At 45.5% G+C, this 18416-nt stretch carries 10 protein-coding genes and 1 pseudogene; 10 read left to right on the forward strand and 1 reads right to left on the reverse strand.

What is annotated here, in order from left to right:
* Positions 1 to 176: 176 nt before the first annotated feature.
* Positions 177 to 565 (forward strand): annotated as a pseudogene (locus GC102_RS37095) (IS6 family transposase); the annotation flags it as partial.
* Between the two features lie 210 nt (positions 566 to 775).
* On the opposite strand, the gene GC102_RS37100 reads toward GC102_RS37095, so the two are convergent.
* Positions 776 to 1591, reverse strand: coding sequence for a helix-turn-helix transcriptional regulator (locus GC102_RS37100; protein WP_171693955.1), 816 nt, complete (start codon positions 1589 to 1591; stop codon positions 776 to 778).
* A 198-nt stretch (positions 1592 to 1789) separates the two neighbouring features.
* On the opposite strand from GC102_RS37100, the gene GC102_RS37105 reads away from it, so the two are divergent.
* From GC102_RS37105 to GC102_RS40465, 9 genes are all read left to right on the forward strand, one after another.
* On the forward strand, positions 1790 to 3988 hold the full coding sequence (locus GC102_RS37105) for a family 78 glycoside hydrolase catalytic domain (protein ID WP_171693956.1): 2199 nt from the start codon (positions 1790 to 1792) through the stop codon (positions 3986 to 3988).
* Positions 3989 to 4006: 18 nt separating this feature from the next.
* Entirely contained in the window at positions 4007 to 5263 is a 1257-nt protein-coding gene (locus tag GC102_RS37110) for an FAD-dependent oxidoreductase (RefSeq protein WP_171693957.1), read from the forward strand.
* A gap of 143 nt (positions 5264 to 5406) precedes the next feature.
* Positions 5407 to 7710, forward strand: coding sequence for an AraC family transcriptional regulator (locus tag GC102_RS37115; RefSeq protein WP_171693958.1), 2304 nt, complete (start codon positions 5407 to 5409; stop codon positions 7708 to 7710).
* 208 nt (positions 7711 to 7918) lie between these two features.
* The gene (locus GC102_RS37120) at positions 7919 to 8839 is read left to right on the forward strand and encodes an ABC transporter permease (protein ID WP_246321341.1); all 921 of its coding nucleotides are present in this window, start codon (positions 7919 to 7921) and stop codon (positions 8837 to 8839) included.
* A 67-nt stretch (positions 8840 to 8906) separates the two neighbouring features.
* On the forward strand, positions 8907 to 9803 hold the full coding sequence (locus GC102_RS37125) for a carbohydrate ABC transporter permease (protein ID WP_171693960.1): 897 nt from the start codon (positions 8907 to 8909) through the stop codon (positions 9801 to 9803).
* Between the two features lie 43 nt (positions 9804 to 9846).
* Entirely contained in the window at positions 9847 to 11448 is a 1602-nt protein-coding gene (locus GC102_RS37130) for an extracellular solute-binding protein (RefSeq protein WP_171693961.1), read from the forward strand.
* Between the two features lie 406 nt (positions 11449 to 11854).
* Positions 11855 to 12919 carry a Gfo/Idh/MocA family protein gene (locus GC102_RS37135; RefSeq protein WP_171693962.1) on the forward strand — a complete coding sequence of 355 codons (1065 nt, stop codon included), beginning with the start codon at positions 11855 to 11857 and terminating at the stop codon, positions 12917 to 12919.
* Positions 12920 to 12976: 57 nt separating this feature from the next.
* Positions 12977 to 13138 carry a hypothetical protein gene (locus GC102_RS37140; protein WP_171693963.1) on the forward strand — a complete coding sequence of 54 codons (162 nt, stop codon included), beginning with the start codon at positions 12977 to 12979 and terminating at the stop codon, positions 13136 to 13138.
* Between the two features lie 88 nt (positions 13139 to 13226).
* A complete protein-coding gene (locus GC102_RS40465; RefSeq protein WP_171693964.1) occupies positions 13227 to 18389 on the forward strand; it encodes an OmpL47-type beta-barrel domain-containing protein in 5163 nt (1720 codons plus the stop codon).
* Positions 18390 to 18416 lie beyond the last annotated feature (27 nt).

Below are 18416 nucleotides of genomic sequence, written 5' to 3' on the forward strand. Positions count from 1 at the left end.
CCTCACAGTCGCAAATCTAAGTGGTTCAAATCCACTCGGTAACTTTACCCTTTAAAGGGTTGTGGTGCAAAGCTCCGATACATGATACCATGATCGAAATGAAGTCATGAGATGGGGCAATTACTTTGGAATCGGTATTAAATTTGTTTAAGTGGAAGTAGTATGAATCAGAGGTTATCTTGCTAACGGTAAGATGGTATTTGAAATATAGCCTAAGTTATCGTGATCTCGTGGAGATGATGAAAGAGCGGGGTCTTGGCACTGCTCATACAACCATTATGCGGTGGGTTCATCAATTTAGCCCAGAATTAGATAAACGAATTCGTCCCTATTTGAAACCGACTAATGATTCGATAAAAACCCAGCTTATCCTACCGCAGTCCAGCAATTGAAGGACGAGAAAGCTATGAATCAAGAATCATTACTACGACAACAAAAATATCTAAACAATATTATTGAACAAGATCATCGATTCATAAAGAAAGTCATTAAACCAATGCTGGGATACAAATCTTTCAGTACTGCAGAGAAAACAATTGCCGGAATCGAAGCTATGCATATGATACTATCTTTGATCTGTTTTTATAGTTGCACCAAAACCTTCACGGTTAATCTAAAACGAATATTGAAGCTGATGAAGTAAAAAGTGGATCCAGTAGACCTGTTTGGATTACAAAAAGACGACTCTCACTCCCAAAAAATGGGGGAAAGGGTCGTCTTTTTATTCGTTTCTCTTATATGCTCGGAAAAACTACAAGTTCTTCAGTGGCCTCCTCTACAAGCGGTGGGCTTTTCGGTATTGCATTGGGGTTACGAGGCAATTGTTTTTGAATACTCGGCTTAAGTAAAACCCGTTCTGATAACCGCAGCATTCCGAGATTTGATCCAGTGTCAAATTCGTTTCCGTCAGCAGGGTCTTGGCTTTTTCAAGACGAAGGGAAGTGAGATACTTGATCGGTGTCGTTCCTAATTCAGCGTGAAACTTTTTACACAGCTGCATACGGCTAATCCCCAGAGAGGCGGCAATCGCATTCAGGCTAAATCGCTCAAATGCTTGTACCTGAATTAGCCTTGTTGCCTGTTGAATGATCGAGTCTGCCGGTCGATGGGGTTCCTCGTTCAACAGTTCCTCCGCCTCTTCACAATATAACAGCCATATATGATGCAGGTAATGGCTTCTGAGGACCATACTCCATCGCTCTCCTTGGGTACTGTACGGTTTCAGAGCTGCGTAATCTCCAATCAGCCTTTCGGTATTGCGCAAGCTGACTTTTCCCACTGGAAGGGTACCCAATTCCGCAAGATCAATCTCATTTCCTTCGTCGTCTCTCCAACTCATCCGAAATACAAAGAGCGTGATGGGTGAAATCACGACCCGTCGAAATACGACACCTGGTGGACAAAAAACGAGATCTCCGAAAGAAGCGGTTGCATGATGATCATCGATTTCAAAGTATAACGATCCGTTTTCCACAGCAAAAATGAGCCATTCGTCCTGAATACTCTCATACTGAAAAAATTGCTCACGGTGCACGAAATGTCGGAAATACGTCAGTCTTGGTATATGACCGCATAATGGAAAGGCACACATTAATGATCTCCCCCATTTCATAATGAGGCGTGGTCGAACATGCAGACCCGGCTTCGCCCTGTGGGATAATAAGTATATAGTTCAGTTTACATTAGTGTATGGAAAAAATGAAGGGCTTTCAAATACAATGAATGAGGGGCTAATCTTCATCCTCAGGGGGCAAACATCCAAAGTCAATATAGGGGGAGAAGTACGTACATGGATAAAAAATGGAATGGAAGTTGGATAAAGGAAGCACGTTTTGCCGAATTACTGCCGCTGAATTTATATCATAAAGAAGGGGATGCCGCTCCCCCACATCATCACGACGAGGAATTGAAAAATTTTCATATGTTGGTACGTAAAGAGTTTGTTCTTACGGATGCTTATAAGGAAGCTTTACTCGATATAACTGCTGACGATTATTACAAGCTTTACATCAATGGCCGATTTGTGGGTCAAGGCCCTGCACAAGGCAACTATTATTACTACTATTACAATAGATATGATGTTGCTTCTTTCTTGAAAGAAGGGACCAATGTCATAGCCGTTCATGTTTACTATCAGGGTCTTGTCTGCCGTGCATACAATAGTGGAGATTACCGGCAAGGAATGATTGCCGAACTTGAAGTGGACGGTAAGCTTATCGTGAAGAGCGACCAGACCTGGTTATCCCGCAAGGCCAACGAATACATCAGCGGTGGCATCGTCGGGTACAACACGCAATATTTGGAATGGATCGACAGCCGTGAGCAGGTTCCGGACTGGCGAAATGCCAGTATCGATTTATCCGGATGGAAGTCCTGCGAGGAAATGGAGGATCATGGGTATAGCTTGTTCCTTCAGCCGACTCCTCCTGTTTCCGTTTACGAGATCAAGCCTCAGCATATATCAGCCCTACCGGAAGGCGGCTATTTCATTGATTTTGGACATGAATTAACAGGTCAGCTTCGACTTAAAGCCCAAGGCAGAGAAGGTGATGTTGTAGAAATCCGGTACGGAGAAGAGTTGAATAGTGATGGCCGCACCCGATACGAGATGAGATGCAACTGTGTTTATAGGGAGCTGTGGACTTTGTCGGGAAGCATGGATGAGGCTGAGTTTTTCGATTACAAAGCTTTCCGGTATGTAGAGGTTCTCGCAACATCGTCTACCGTGAAAATCGATATTGACAGTTTCCGAGCGGTTGTCAGACACTACCCGCTAGATGAGGAAGCGAGCTTGTTCGAATCTTCCGACTCTAATCTGAACGCAATATGGTCCATATGCCGAAATGGGGTGAAATTCGGCTCGCAGGAGCATTACGTGGACTGTCCGACCCGTGAAAAGGGGCAATATTTAGGCGATAACACGATTATTACCCATGCCCATTCGTATGTTTCGGGAGATCTTCGGCTATTTCGCAAAGCTTTGCAGGATTTCGCACGATTGTCTGATTCCGTTTGCCCAGGGCTCATGGCTGTGGCTCCGGGTCACTTTATGCAGGAGATCGCTGACTTTTCGTTCCAATGGCCGCTGCAGCTGATGCAGTACTATCGGCAAAGCGGAGATATACAATTTTTAAAAGAGATGCTTCCGACAGCAGTAAACATGCTGGAGCATTTTCGCTTGTATCGGCGCGAGGACGGATTACTTGAGAACGTTTCGGACAAATGGAACTTGGTCGATTGGCCCGAAGGGATGCGAGACGGCTATGATTTTCCGCTTACAAAACCTGTAGGAACAGGATGCCATAATGTCATTAATGCGTTTTATTATGGTGCTATGAAAGTGGTTTCGGAAATGCGCTGTATGGTCAATGCTCAGCACACGGATGATGAAGGAGATTCTTATGATTTGGACGGATTCCGAGATTCTTTTCGAAAGGCATTTTTCGATGAAAGCAGCCAGTTGTTCACCGACGCTGTAGGATCGTCCCATTCTGCACTGCATTCGAACGTGTTGCCGCTCCTGTTCGGTTTGGTACCTGAGGAAGGAAAAGAATCTGTTATCGAACTTATTCGCACGAAGCGTTTGAACTGTGGCGTTTATATGTCTTATTTCGTTCTGCAAGCTCTTGCGGAAGCGGGGGAATACGCTTTGATTTATGATCTGATCAGTTCTGATGATATCCATTCATGGAACAATATGGTCAAGGAAGGGGCGACAACCTGCTTTGAGGCGTGGTCCAAGGAGGCGAAATGGAATACAAGTTTATGTCATGCGTGGGCGAGCGCTCCTATTCCAATCCTGATTGAGCATATCGCGGGGATTCAACCGGCTGAACCGGGTTGGAAGAAAGTCACCTTCAAGCCCCGCATTCCGGATACACTCAAGGAGTTAAAGCTTTCTTTTCGGGTGGCTATCGGCACGATCTCTTATGAGCATAAGAATGGTCAGTCGACTTTGCGAGTGCCAGATGGTATAACCATAAATTAATTGGAAGAGGTATGATATATGGACGGTAATTACGATGTAATTGTAGTTGGCGGTGGTTCCGCTGGCTGCATAGCTGCCATTCAAGCGGCACGTGCAGGCGCAAGAACTGCGTTGGTGGAGAAGAATGGTATTCTTGGAGGAACGATTACCGTGGGTGCTGTCAATTTCCCAGGCTTGTTTCATGCTTGGGGACAGCAGGTCATTGATGGAATCGGTTGGGAGATTATTATGGAGACTTTTCGTTTGGGTGGTGCCTTATTGCCGGATTTCTTGACCATACCGGAGAAGCATTGGCATCAACAAATTAGGGTCAACCGTTTTGTATACGCTGCAGTATTGGACGAGTTTATTTTGCGGGCCGGTGTTGAGCTAAGATTGCACGAAATGCCCGTTTCTGTTGACGAGCAGGACAACCGGCTTCTTGTTTCGGTTGCAGGTAAAGGGGGCATACAGGTGCTGAAAACGCGCAAGCTCATCGATTCCACGGGCGATGCCGATTTGTGCGGAATGTTGGGATATGCCCGAGAGAAAAGTGAGAAACTTCAGCCAGGAACGTTGATCAACGAAATCGATGGATACGAGTTTTCGAGTATCAATCCCGACGAGCTACAGCGGGTGTACGATGAAGCATTAGCCGAAGGCAGCATAAGGGTCACCGACCACCCTGCAAGCAATCCACCCTTTTATAACGATCTGCGATCAGGGGTAATCAGTATGCATATTCCAGGTATTGATGGTTCCACCTCGGAATCCAAGACGGAAGCGGAAGTTACGGCAAGGCAGACACTCTTGCGTATTTACCGTTTCCTGCGACGGGTACCCGGTTGTGAGCATCTATCGGTTCGTTATGCTGCGAACGAGTGCGGCATCAGGGAGACTTGGAGAATAATCGGAGAGTCTAGGATAGACGAGGCCTCTTACGTTTCTGGGTTTCATTGGCCGGATGCAATCTGCTATAGCTTTTATCCAATCGATCTGCACCATCCGAGCGACAATACTGTTATTAAGCATTATTTGGATAAGGGAGTCGTCGCAACAATTCCCTATGGTGCATTAATACCGGTTAACAGTGACCATCTGATTGTGGCTGGACGCTGTCTTTCCGGAGACCAGATGGCTAATTCTGCTTATCGGGTTCAGGCTACTTGTATGGCTACCGGCCAAGTTGCCGGGGCTGCTGCGGCATTAGCTGCCAAATTGGATGTGTCGCTAAGGAAGGTGCCTTTGGAAGCACTTAAAGCTTTGCTTCTCGAGCATAGTGCTATCGTTCCTTGATAACGCTGTTAGGATATGAGGACTCGCCCCATCGTAAGCTCTTCTATCATAAACAGCCTACTTTGCAAATATCGCTTATTTGCAAAGTAGGCTGTTACGTTTATACTGTAGATTCTTACATGCATGAATGAGAGGTGTTACAGATGAATCGCTTTTCACGTATCCGTTTAACGCTTTTTCATAAATATGTACTATCCTACTTGCTGGTTTTTGCGACACCTTTTGTGATACTTGGTTTTTTTATATATACGAATGCGGTCAAGACTGTCCAGAATGAGGTCGAAATGTCTAATCATTATAAGTTGAATCAAGTCCGCACTTTATTAGATCAACAAATCCTCGGTATGAACCAGTTAGCGGCTAGAATGGCTAACGATTACCGCCTCTCTCCCTATATGGCCAAGGTCAATGACTTTTATGCCTCCGAAACGGTTAAGGAGCTTGCCAAGTATAAGGCCAATAGCCCGATTCTGGAAGAGCTCCTTTTGTATTTTCGCGGAGATGAGCTTATTTATTCGACTGAAGGCGTCGTTTCCTTAGATGTCTTAACCAAAAAGACGTATCGTTTTTCTGATCAGGACGGTCTCAGCTTCCAGCAGGAGCTGAATTCAAATAGGCAAATTACGCTTAAACCTGCAGCTCCTGTTGTACTGCGAGGGGATAGGGAGAAGCGGTTATTAACTTACTTATTTCCGGTCCTGCCCAACAGCAGTAACCCGTATGCGACATTATTATTCCTGATTGATGAATCCGTGCTGACGAATACGATGAAGGATATGCTGGGCAACTTTCAGGGAGATGTGTATCTTTTAAACGATAAGGGCGATATTCTAGCTGCTGAACGGACACTGAATTCAATTCATATGCAAGAAATTCGGAATTTGTTAGCCTCTTCCAAGGAATCGATTGTTAACGAGATCGGTTCCTCTCGTTATTCGATCATGAGAGAAAAGTCGGAAATTACCGGCTGGAGCTATGTGATCGTGATGCCGACAGACCAGTTCTGGCAGCGTGTTATCCAATACAAGTTTGTAGTCCGGAGCCTGCTGTTAACGGTCCTACTTGTTGGTCTAGCAATAGCTGTGTTTATCGCTTTCAAGCAATTTGGACCTATTCGTTCGTTAGAGGAGCATTTGCGTCTGCGGCGGAATCATGAGCAGAACCAACATACGGAGGAACGTAAGCCGAATGAGTTAGATTGGATTCGCAGTACGTTTGATGATATGTTCGATTATGCCAAAAGATTGGAATTCGACCTGGAGCACCAAAGACCCTTAGTGCAGGAGCAAGCGCTTTTAAGGCTGTTGAAAGGCAGTGGTTTAGAGCCAAATGCTGATGGCGATCCGTTGTATGATAGGCACTTTCGGGAGCTTCAAGGGGAATATTACTTTATCATCGCCATTTCCTTGAAGGAAGGCATTTCGGATTTCGTACATGACGATATGAAAAATCGCGACGCTGTCTTGCAAATGCTGCATCGGGTCCACTTTGAAGGGGGCAAGGGGTTCGGTCTTGAGCTTATGGAGGAACAGGCTGTTGCCCTGATCGTATCGGTAGAGGATACCTCCCAACTAACAAGGGCATTCCGTGAACAAACCGCTGAAATTGTACAACAATGGCTTTGGGAGCAATTTCAATTAAGCCCCCTCATCGGAGTGGGGACGGTTAGTAGGGAGATGTCCATGATAAATCGTTCATTGATCGAAGGCTTGGCTATGCTGGAGTACCGCTTGCAATCCCACAATGGACGTATTTTGTTTTTTGAAGATATCTCGCAGATTCAAGATCAGACGAACAGTTACTCTCTGGGAGAGCAGGTCAAATTTAACCAAAGCTTGAAGCAAGGGGATCGAACCGTTTGTCTGGAGACCCTGGAAGGGCTGCTGGATAGTATCGCATTAACCGAGCAGTCGGTTCTCCTGCTCCGCTGCGTCTGCTTCGACATGGTCAATACGGTGCTTAAACAGATGCAAACGATGAAGATTGGCTTTGATTGGCCGGAAACACGGCTCATGATGGAGTTTCAGACGCTGGATGATTTGCGCAAACGAATCAGGGCAGTGGTGATTCGCATTTGCGACCATGTAGAAGTCCAGAAAGATCATAAGCAAGCCGATTTATGTGAGAGGATCGTTGGAGAAATCACTCTGAATTTCAGGTCTAGCCAGTTAAGCCTAGACATGCTGTCGCAGAAATTCGGACTTTCTGCTTCCTATATAAGCCGATTTGTGAGAGAACAGACCGGAATTTCTTTTACCGAATATGTATTGCGCCTTCGCGTGGAAGCAGTCAAGCAGGTGATCGTGAGCTCGGATAGGCCGATCAAAGAAATTATTCTGGAAACCGGCTATCAGGATATGTCTAACTTTATTAAGAAATTTAAAAACATGGAGGGTATTACGCCGGGCGAGTATCGCAAAACATATGGCAAGATGGACATACCTTAAGTAAATGATAAACTGTAGCGCCTGCTTCGCATTGGACCCCATAGTCCGATATTGCGGAGTAGGCGATTTTTGTTGTGGGAAAAAATCGCCTATTCCGTTCGAAACTACTTATTTACACCGAAGCGGGTGCCCCCTATAGTTGGGCTTAGATCGAGAGTCCACAAGAAAGGGAGAAGTCGAAATGGCAAGCAACAAGTCCGTTATTGGAATGAACGGTATCGTAGTCAGTTCAAATTTCATACGAAGGAGAGTAAGTAAAAACTGGCAATTATACCTTTTTCTATTACCTGCTTTTATTTATTTCTTAGTTTTTCATTACATTCCTATATATGGCGTGCAAATTGCTTTCAAAAACTATATAGCCAGTAAAGGAATATGGGGAAGCCCGTGGATAGGCTTCGACCATTTCGAACGTTTCTTCCGCTCCTACTATTTTTGGCAGCTTGTTGGCAATACGGTACTGATCAATTTGTACCAATTAGTGTTGTTTCCTGTTTCCATTATTGTGGCTTTATCCATCCATGAGCTGAAGCATGCTGCCTTTAAACGGTTCGTACAGCTCGTAACCTATACGCCGCATTTTATTTCAGTTGTCGTGATCTCAGGCATGATCATATCGTTCTTAAGCCCGACAGCGGGAATTGTCAATGTGATCATTCGTGCTTTTGGTGGTGAACCTATTGCATTTTTGACGGAGGCAGGTTGGTTCAAAAGTATTTTTGTGCTTTCGGGGGAATGGCAGAATCTGGGTTGGGGAGCTATCATTTACTTAGCTGCACTTTCGGGTATTAACCCTGAATTGCATGAAGCCGCTCAGATCGACGGTGCCAGCAGGATTCAACGCATTCTTGCCATCAATATACCTGGCATTATGCCAACGATTATCATCTTATTCATTTTAAATCTGGGGAGTTTTATGAACGTGGGCTTTGAGAAAATTTATTTACTGCAAAATCCACTCAATATGATTGCCTCGGATGTTATTCAAACCCATGTCTACCGTAATGGCCTACTGCAAGCTCAGTACAGCTATACAGCGGCGATCGGTTTGTTCAATAATCTGATTAATTTTAGCGTATTGCTTCTATTCAACCAATTGGCTAGAAAGAGCGGGAACAGCTTATGGTAATAAGAAGCCACATAGGCAATAATCAACAAAGGATGGCAGTATCGATGAACAGGGAGGGCATGGAACTATGTTAAGACAATCTACCGGAGACCGGTTATTTCAGGTTGCGAACACCACGTTCCTCATACTGCTCGTCGCGCTCATCTTGTATCCACTTCTGTATATTGTTAGCGCTTCAGTAAGTGACCCTACTTATGTCAACTCGGGACAAATGTGGCTGTTCCCCAAAGGCTTTACCCTGGAGGGGTACGATCGGGTGTTTCGTAATGCGGATATTTGGACTGGCTATATGAATTCTATATTTTATACGGTTGGTGGAGTTGTAATCAACTTGGCGGTGACGCTCCCCTGCGCTTATGCTTTATCCCGAAGAAATCTGGCAGGACGCAATATATTTACGTTGTTTATTGTATTCACGATGTTTTTTAGCGGAGGCTTGATCCCTACTTATTTGCTGGTGAAGTCTCTAGGGCTTGTAAATACGTATGGGGCGCTTATTTTGCCAAGTGCGGCAAGTGCGATTAATATTGTGGTGTCGCGAACCTTTTTTCAGGGGAATGTGCCCCAGGAAATGGAGGAAGCAGCCGCAATGGATGGTTGTTCCGATTTTCGCCTGTTTATGCAAATTATTCTCCCCTTATCCAAGGCGCTCATTGCGGTAATGGCTTTATTCTATGGAGTCGGGCATTGGAATCAATACTTTAGTGCGCTTATTTATTTGTCCAATAGGGAGCTGTATCCTCTGCAGTTATTTCTGCGGGAAATATTGGTGCAGCAGGAAATATCGGCACAAATGCTAACAACTGGCAGCGATCTGAATATGGATATGTCGGAGCAGACCCGAATATCCGAGTTGATCAAATACGCAGTGATGATTATTGCGGCGCTCCCTTTATTGATTGTTTTTCCATTCGTGCAAAAGCATTTCGTGCAGGGGGTTATGATCGGTTCATTGAAGCAATGACAGTTAGAGGAAATTGATTGTATAAAAAAAGGGAGGTTCTACAATGTTCAATAAAACAATAATCGGTACGATGAGTGTTATCCTTGCAAGTCTGTCCCTCACAGGTTGTACCACCTCGGAAGAGAAGCAACCCAAACCATCTGAGAAGGGGGCCACAGCTAATTTTAATTCCACAGGGCTTCCGGTTGTACCTAACGCCATTACACTCAAAATGATGGGACCGGAAGATATGCAGCGTTCTTGGAAGGACCTTTACTTCTTCAAAGGCATGGAAGAAAAAACGAATGTGAAATTCGAATATACGACCATTCCCAGTTCCTCCTATCAGGAACGTAAAAATCTGGCATTTGCCAGCAATGAGCTACCTGATTTATTTTTCATGGGAGCGTTGGATGCCAATAATGAAATGAATTATGGCTCTCAGGGCCTGTTAATACCTTTGGATGATTTAATCGAGAAATATGCGCCCAATATTAGAGAGATATTCAAGAAGAATCCTGAAATTAAAAAGTCAATTACAACACCGGACGGGCATATTTATGCACTGCCGCAAGTTGCAGACCATCCGAGAGATCGATTCTACCGGTTGTTTATGAATGGTGAATGGCTGAAAAAACTCAATATTACAAAGCTTCCGACCACTACAGAGGAATTGTATCAACTGCTGAAAGACTTCAAAGAAAAGGACCCTAACGGAAATGGCCAGGCGGATGAAATACCTTTAACAGGAACCAATAAGCTTACTTATTTGCGTCCCATCCTGTTATCCTATTTCGGACATTTATCCGACATGGTCGAGGTATCCGGCGATAAAGCCCGATTCGTACCTTCACAAGCGGGGTATAGAAATTATTTGGCCTTCATGCAGAAGCTTTATCGAGAGAAATTGCTTGATAATGAAATTTTCTCGCAAAGCAATCCGCAAATGATTGCAAAAGGAGAGAGCGGAAAGTATGGAGTGATGGGAAACAGCTTGCCTGTTTTTGGAGGGAAGGACAAACAGGTTGCACCGGCAAATATTCTAAACAATCCTCAGATGCCGCCATTGGTGAGCGAAGGGCTACCCAAGCCAATCGTTCCGGAAAAAGATGTCATTCGGCGGGGGAACTTTGCGATTACCAGTGTGAATAAGCATCCTGAAGCGACGATACGCTGGTTGGATTATTTGTATAGTGAGGATGGATACAAGTTGGCACAGTATGGCATAGAGGGGCAAAGCTACAAGTGGTCAAACACCGAACCCAAATATATCGAGTATATGGTACCTCAAGGGATGCTGGAGAATGATTTCAAGAACAATAAAGTTTCAAATCTGGGGTATGGTTACGCGAATGAAGCGTTGGAACGCAAGTTTCTGAAGCCGGATTGGTTAGGCTTTGTATTGAATGACCAGGTTAAACCCTATCTTCCTTATGCCCAGAAAGCATTCCCGCTTACTTATTTCAAGAGTGAGGAGGCTCAACGGGTTAATGCGATTAGTGTGGACATTCGAACATTCGTAGAGCAGATGGAGGCGAAAATTATCGTCGGTCAAGAGCCAGTAGAGAAATGGGACGAATATGTGGCTACGATGAAAAAGATGGGCGTCGATGAGCTGGTCAACATTTATCAGACTGCTTATGATCGTTGGAAAAGCGCGAAATAAAGAAAGTAAAAGGGCAGAGTTATGCAGAAAGTGGATGCCATCGGGATCAGAACGGAGACGATTTTGGCCCGGTTGAAGCTGACCGGACTGACGCCTACGGAATACAGGGAGCGGATCACGGAGCAAGAGTAATACAAAAAGCCTGCACAAAAGCGCGATTCTCCTCCTTTGACATGATTAAACGTAATGAAAATAAACAAACGTAAAGTAATGTCACTCCTTCTTTGGTAAAGAAAAGAGACCAACCGCAAGATGGACCGGTTGGCAGCAAGCTCTTCCTCCTTGTACGATAAGGCCATCAGCAACGAGCACCACATACAAGGCTTGTGAGGAAGGAAAAGATGGTTCACTAAGCAAGTTGAAAGATTTTTTCGGAGACCATGAATAACAAAGGAGAGCACTCGGAATGTCGCGTAAATTGAAGCTTGGCGTTGTTGGAACAGGAAACATTTTCAGGTCAGCGCACTTGTCTACCTGGTTGGAGCATCCAGAAATTGAGGTCGTCGCCTTGTGCGACGTTGTGCAGGAGCGGGCGCAAAAGCTTGCTGACGAACACGGCATTGCCCTCGTGTATACAGATTATCGGGAACTGCTGCGTCATGGGGACATTGATGCAATCGATATTTGTACGCCGAATCTTTACCATTCGGAGGTGGCGGTGGCGGCCCTGAAAGCGGGCATACACGTATTCTGCGAAAAGCCGGATGCCGTCTCTCCAGAGAAAGCGGAAGAAATGGCTGAGGCAGCTGCGGCTAGCGGCAAAGTACTAATGACGATGCGGAATAATCGATTCACGCTAGCTTCCCAGTATTTGAAACGATACATCAATGAAGGCCATATGGGTGAAATTTATACCGGCCGTTGCGGGTGGCTTCGCCGCCGAGGCATTCCCGGCAAGGGCGGCTGGTTCACGACTAAGGAGCTGTCCGGCGGCGGCCCGTTGATAGACCTCGGCGTTCATTATATCGACCTTGCTCTGTGGATGATGGGGAATCCGAAGCCGGTCGCGGTCTCTGGAGCCACTTACTGTAAGTTTGCGGGAACAGACTTGTCCGATTCCGAGCATAGCCAGTTTGGGGAGAAGAAGGAGGAAGGCACGTTCAATGTCGAAGACTTGGCAACTGGCTTCATCCGCTTCGACAACAACGCCACCTTGCAGATTGAATTCAGTTGGGCATCGAATGTGCAGGAAGAAGGAACATTCCTCGAGCTGCGTGGTACGAAGGCTGGAGCAAGCTTAATGAAGGGTGAACTCAAAATGTTCGGGGAAACAGCTGGCCAGCTCGTCAATATCCAGCCGATATTGGGGAATCGCACGGTTGATGCGCACGGCGAACATATCAAGCATTTTGTCCAAGTCGTGCAGGGCCGGGAAGAACCGATTTTGATTCCTCAGCACGGCGTCGATATGATAAAAATATTAACTGCGTTGTACCGATCCGCCGATTTGGGTGCGGAAGTCAGATTGTAAGGAGGCATGTGGTGTGAAACATAAGCTTGCCGTACAACTATACATGCTGAGAGAGGCTTGCCAAGTGGATTTCCCGGTGTTCTGAGAGAATTAAAGAGACAGGGAGGGGCGGGTGTCCAGTTCGCCGGATTTCATGATTACGATCCGATGGAGCTGAAGGCTGTTCTGCAAGAAACGGGATTAAAGGCTGCGGGGCTTCACGATACGGACGAGACGTAACCTACTAAACTGGATTAAGTGATCCTTACTTTAGTTGCCAATATTCGTTGAGTGATTTAACTTGTGATTAACAGAGGAGGTTAAATGCGTGAAACAAGCATTCCTATATAAATGCCTAACAATAGGGATACTGATTATGTTGTTTATGAATGCGATTAATGTACAAGCAACGGCCAATTTTGAACCACAGGTAGCGCCGGCCATGTCCGAGGGAAATCAACCATTGCCTGATGCTGAAGATCCTCTGGCTTCTGAGTTGGCTGAGAACGGCATAATGGTTGTTGATGATTCTTTTGATGAGGGGGATTGGGATGGGTGGTACCCTCTGGCAGAAGGAGGAAGTATTATTGTTGATGAGGAGAGCGGTGGTATAAAGCTTCACAAAATCGAAGCTGCGGGAAATCTGGATGTTATGAAAAGAATCAGCCCCGTTAGTGGCATAGTTAGTATTGAATACGATGTCAAAACAGATGAACTGGAAAAATGGAAATGCGCGGCCTATATCATGGATGGAAGCAATAGAGATATAGCGGCCTCCGTAGCGTTTGACAATGGAAATATAAAGATATACAACGGCGCACAGCTTGAAACGGTGCAGGGCTTTAATCCGGGACAATGGTATCATTTGAAATTAGATATCAATACGGATTCGGATACCTTCGATTTTTATATTGACGGGCAGCAACAATGGTATAATGCAAAATTAAGAAATCCCATCAATCATGTTGGTCAGTTGCTGTTTAAAATGGGGGATTCCAGTAGCGGCACCCTGTATTTTGATAACGTGAAAGTATATACGGGTGTCAGAGGCACTAAGGCTGAGGGTAGCAAGACACCTGCAGATAGTGCTTCCGGAATTTCAGATGATTTTGAGGACGGTCAAATTGGTATGGCGCCTGACGGATGGGCTGTACTTGAAAACAACGGCTTTGTTGCTGTAGAGCATACTCCTGGCAGTACCGGTAAAAGTATGAAGCTGACGAAATCACAAATGACAAATGTAACGGGAGCCTCGGTAAGTGCCACAAAAAATTTCAGCTCCATGCTTACTGGCAAGGTAACCATGGAGTATAAATTTTTGACGGAGGAGATTCCTTCTAAGTGGAAAGCCATGTATATTGCGGAAAATCTAAAAAATGCTATCAGTCTGGCGATTGATGGTACTAACCTTAAAATATTAGGACCCTCAAGCAAAACGAAAATTATTATGAATAATTTACAAGCCAATCGGTGGTACAGCGTTAAAGTGATTGCAGATACTGTAAAAGATACACTGGACCTATTCATTGATAATCAAGAGTACTTAACGGATGAGCCCTTCAGATTTACCGTAGCGGGACTGAACAAAATGGACTTTGTCATGGCAAAAGACAGCATGGGCACCCTGCACATTGATGATGTAAATATCAAAAAACTGGAGGAAGAGGTAGTTGTCCAGGTTCCGGGCTATAATCCAGACCCGGCAGTTCCGGGATATTCGCTAGGGGACTACGCCAATGCGGAGCATTTGCCTTCAGGAATCATTGTAGAGGCCGAGGAGATGAGCCTGAGTAACTACGTAGTAGAGGATTCTCAAGTAGCACACAATGGAAAAGGGATTGCGGTGGAGAAGCCAGGACTTGGCATTGCTGCTTTTTCCTTCAACGGTGCTTCCGGCTATTATGCCGTCCATGCCGGGTATTATGAAGCAGAGGGCAAATATGACAGCGTTTACAAGCTGAAGCAAAATGGAAGGGAGATCGATTATTGGCTGGGGCAGTATGATGATGATGCGCTTCATGTGAGACATGCCAAAGAATATTTGTATATCAATCAGGGAGATATGTTCACGTTGGAAGGGGTTTATGGAAAGGACCCCGCCAAGTTGGATTATGTGGAGTTTTCCGCAGCGATTTCAAGAACTCTGGATAGAGGCCATTTGATAGATGATTCCTATTGGCAGCCTGTGGGCTGGATTCCAAGCAGCTGGACTGTTGGGGAAGAAGGCGGAACGGCGAGTTTACGTAAACTGAATGATGAAACCCCTTTCATTTTTGACGATGTCAGCAGTATGAAGAGTGTCTGGGGAGAAAGACCGTTTTTGCCTCAATCGGAAGGGGTTGTAACCCTTGATTTCAAGGTCCGCTTTGTAACCAAAGCAGATGGCGTAAGCTTTGAATTGCGAAATGGTGCTGTTCCCGCCATTAAATTGATTACGGCAAACGGAAATATTGAATATGAGAATACCGATGGCAGCCGCTCCGTTATAATGCCGGGATACATGGGAAATGTCTGGTATGGAATCAAGGTGATTGCCGATCTGGATGCCGGTAAGGCCAGTGTTTATATAAATGGAGCAGGTCATAAAATAGAGGCTGCCAGCTTCAGCAATCCTGCAAGCACACTGGATAATGTGTATATCCGGACACCGGAGCAAGGTGTGGCCAAGCTGGCCGTCAATGTGATGGAGCTCTATAAAGGATATTTGATTTACGATAATTTCATCACAACCTCTCCGGGTAATATGCCCTCGGGTTGGACTGTGCAGACTGAAGGGGGAATTGGACATATACAGGAAATGAGAAGCAACCTGTATTATGATTGGAATTCATTCAAATTGGAGGATACAAGTGTTGGGGATAGCGTATATTTGTCCAAGAGCTATCCGCATCAGGCGGAACAGATTACCTTGGAGTATGAGTTCCTGCTGCCTTCCAAGGTGGATGGAATGTCCATGGTGATTGGAAGCGAAAATGTGCCGGGAGTAAAGATTGTCACAGACGACGGAAATATAGCCTATGAAGCAGCCGATGGGGCAATCGTCAAGCTTTGGGAAAACTATAAAGGGAATATGTGGTATGGCATGAAGATTGTTGCGGATGCCTCCTTGGGTACGGCAGATATCTATGTCAATAATATCAGGAAGGCATCCCAGGTTTTTCTGAGGAATCCGGTTAATAGCCTGAATTCGGTACAATTTATAACACCTGGAGAAGCTACCGGCGTCATGTGGCTGGATGATGTCAAATTATTTCAAGGAACCTATATCAGCAATGTGCCAGAGCCTATTGCTGCCTCTGTCGAATCACCATATTTGGTAGGTGTCCAGACCTGCGATTTGTGGCGGGAGGGAGGTCACTTTGGGTATGATGCGATAGCTCCTTACGATAACAGGACACCTCTCATGGGGTACTTTGATGAAGGGAATCCTGAGTTAGCGGATTGGGAAACCAAGTGGATGGTGGAGCATGGAATCGGCTTATACTATCCGGCCTGGTACAGACCGAAGGGTTCATTGGGATCGCCAGTCAAGGAGCCGAGAAATTCGGCAAAGCTGCATCAAGGCTTTTTGAATTCCAAATATTCGGACAGGATCAGCTTTGCCATACTGTGGGAGAATGGCACAGGAGCCATGGATGCGGAGGATTTCAAGGAGAATGTTGTCAACTATTGGATTGAACGCTACTTCAAGCATCCGTCCTATTTGCTGATTGATAATAAGCCGGTTATAGGTATATGGAAGACGGATGATCTGGCAGGTCAGTTAGGCGGGAACAGCGGGAATGCAGCCGTATTTGAGGAGATTGATGCGGCGTTGAGGGCGGAAGGCTTTGCCGGAGCCATCTTTCTTGCCCAGCTTAGCGGAGCGGATGCGGCCAAATCCCAGGAGCTAAAAGAGCGAGGCTATGACTATACCTACATTTATAACCATACTTCAAATGAAATGGTCAAACAATTGGACCGGCTGCAAAATCAGAAAAATACCAATGCTCTCCCTGCCATTTCATCGATTTCTCAGGGATGGGGAGACGAACCCTGGGGAATGTCGGAGCGCAAGACCAATATTCCGCTGAATGAATGGAAAGCAGGCTTGGAATGGTTAAAGAGTAACTATATGCCAGATAATGGAGATGAGGCTGCCTCTCTTGGGAGCAGGCTGCTATTATTGGGCAATTGGAATGAAATAGCGGAAGGGCATGCCCTGATACCTAGCAATATTTCAGGTTTTGGTTATCTGGACGGGATAAGAGAGGTGTTTTCTACAGATGCCCCTGCCCACACGGATATGGTTCCCAAGGATGTCGGGTTAGGTCCTTATGACACATTAACGCCCAAGCAATGGTCGACTATCGGTGCAACTGGCAATATCGATAAGATAGCACCAGTAAGTGTCGCATCTGTAAGTCCTGCTGAACCTGACGGCAGCAATGGATGGTATAAGTTGGATGCAACGGTAAGCATATCAGCCATGGATAATTTATCAGGAGTCGCGAAAATAGAGTACCAAGTGAATTACGGGGATTGGATCACTTATAATGGTTCCATACCTGCATTCGGTGAAGGGATTTATACCGTTAATTATCGTAGCACAGATCAAGCAGGCAACATAGAAGCCCAACAAACGCTAACGGTTCAGATTGATAAAACACCGCCGACAGATGCAACGTTAGCAGCAGATATTATAGCGCCAACTAACACTGGTGTCACTGTATCGATCAGCTATCCGGCTGATGTATCGATGAAAGAATACAAAGTGGGCGAAAATGGTACTTGGACTGCGTACACGTCACCTGTCCTCATTTTAGATAATGATACGGTGTATGCAAGAGGAACGGATGCTGCAGGCAACGTATCGAATGTAACCACCTATGTGGTAAGCAATATCGATAAGATAGCACCCGTAAGTGTCGCATCTTTAAGCCCTGCTGTACCTAACGGCAGCAATGGTTGGTATACTTCGTCTGTAACGGTAAGCGTATATGCTTCGGATCATTTATCCGGCATGGAGAAAATAGAATACCAAGTGAATAACGGGGAATGGATCACCTATAAGGGTTCCATGCCTGCCTTCAGTGATGGGATTTATAGCGTCAATTATCGCAGCACGGATCAAGCAGGCAATGTAGAACAGATCCAAACCATCGAGTTTAAAATCGACACAACAGCACCAACCCTAACCGTTCAATTAGATAAAACGTCTCTATGGCCGGCGAATCACAAAATGGTGGCGATAAATGCCGCATTAAATTCGCGCGATGCCGTATCAGGCGTTGCATCGGTGGTGTTAACCTCGATCACGAGCAATGAGCCGGACAGCGGCCAAGGCGACATTCAAGCCGATTTGGGTACTGCGGTCGCTTCTTTTAACTTGCGTGCCGAAAGACTAGGCAACGGTACGGGACGTATATACACGGTTACTTATACGATAACCGACCAGGCTGGCAACCAAACGAATACATCTGTAACCGTTACAGTGCCTCATAATCAATAGATAAGAAAATTTAAATTTTCGGGGAGT

The sequence above is a fragment of the Paenibacillus germinis genome (genome assembly GCF_013141785.1).
Taxonomy (GTDB): domain Bacteria; phylum Bacillota; class Bacilli; order Paenibacillales; family NBRC-103111; genus Paenibacillus_E; species Paenibacillus_E phytorum.

What these genes read in the sequence shown, in the direction of transcription:
- GC102_RS37100 (WP_171693955.1), bottom strand. Translation starts at nt 1,591, where the DNA reads ATGTGTGCCTTTCCATTATGCGGTCATATACCAAGACTGACGTATTTC.
- GC102_RS37105 (WP_171693956.1), top strand. Translation starts at nt 1,790, where the DNA reads ATGGATAAAAAATGGAATGGAAGTTGGATAAAGGAAGCACGTTTTGCC.
- GC102_RS37110 (WP_171693957.1), top strand. Translation starts at nt 4,007, where the DNA reads ATGGACGGTAATTACGATGTAATTGTAGTTGGCGGTGGTTCCGCTGGC.
- GC102_RS37115 (WP_171693958.1), top strand. Translation starts at nt 5,407, where the DNA reads ATGAATCGCTTTTCACGTATCCGTTTAACGCTTTTTCATAAATATGTA.
- GC102_RS37120 (WP_246321341.1), top strand. Translation starts at nt 7,919, where the DNA reads ATGAACGGTATCGTAGTCAGTTCAAATTTCATACGAAGGAGAGTAAGT.
- GC102_RS37125 (WP_171693960.1), top strand. Translation starts at nt 8,907, where the DNA reads ATGTTAAGACAATCTACCGGAGACCGGTTATTTCAGGTTGCGAACACC.
- GC102_RS37130 (WP_171693961.1), top strand. Translation starts at nt 9,847, where the DNA reads ATGTTCAATAAAACAATAATCGGTACGATGAGTGTTATCCTTGCAAGT.
- GC102_RS37135 (WP_171693962.1), top strand. Translation starts at nt 11,855, where the DNA reads ATGTCGCGTAAATTGAAGCTTGGCGTTGTTGGAACAGGAAACATTTTC.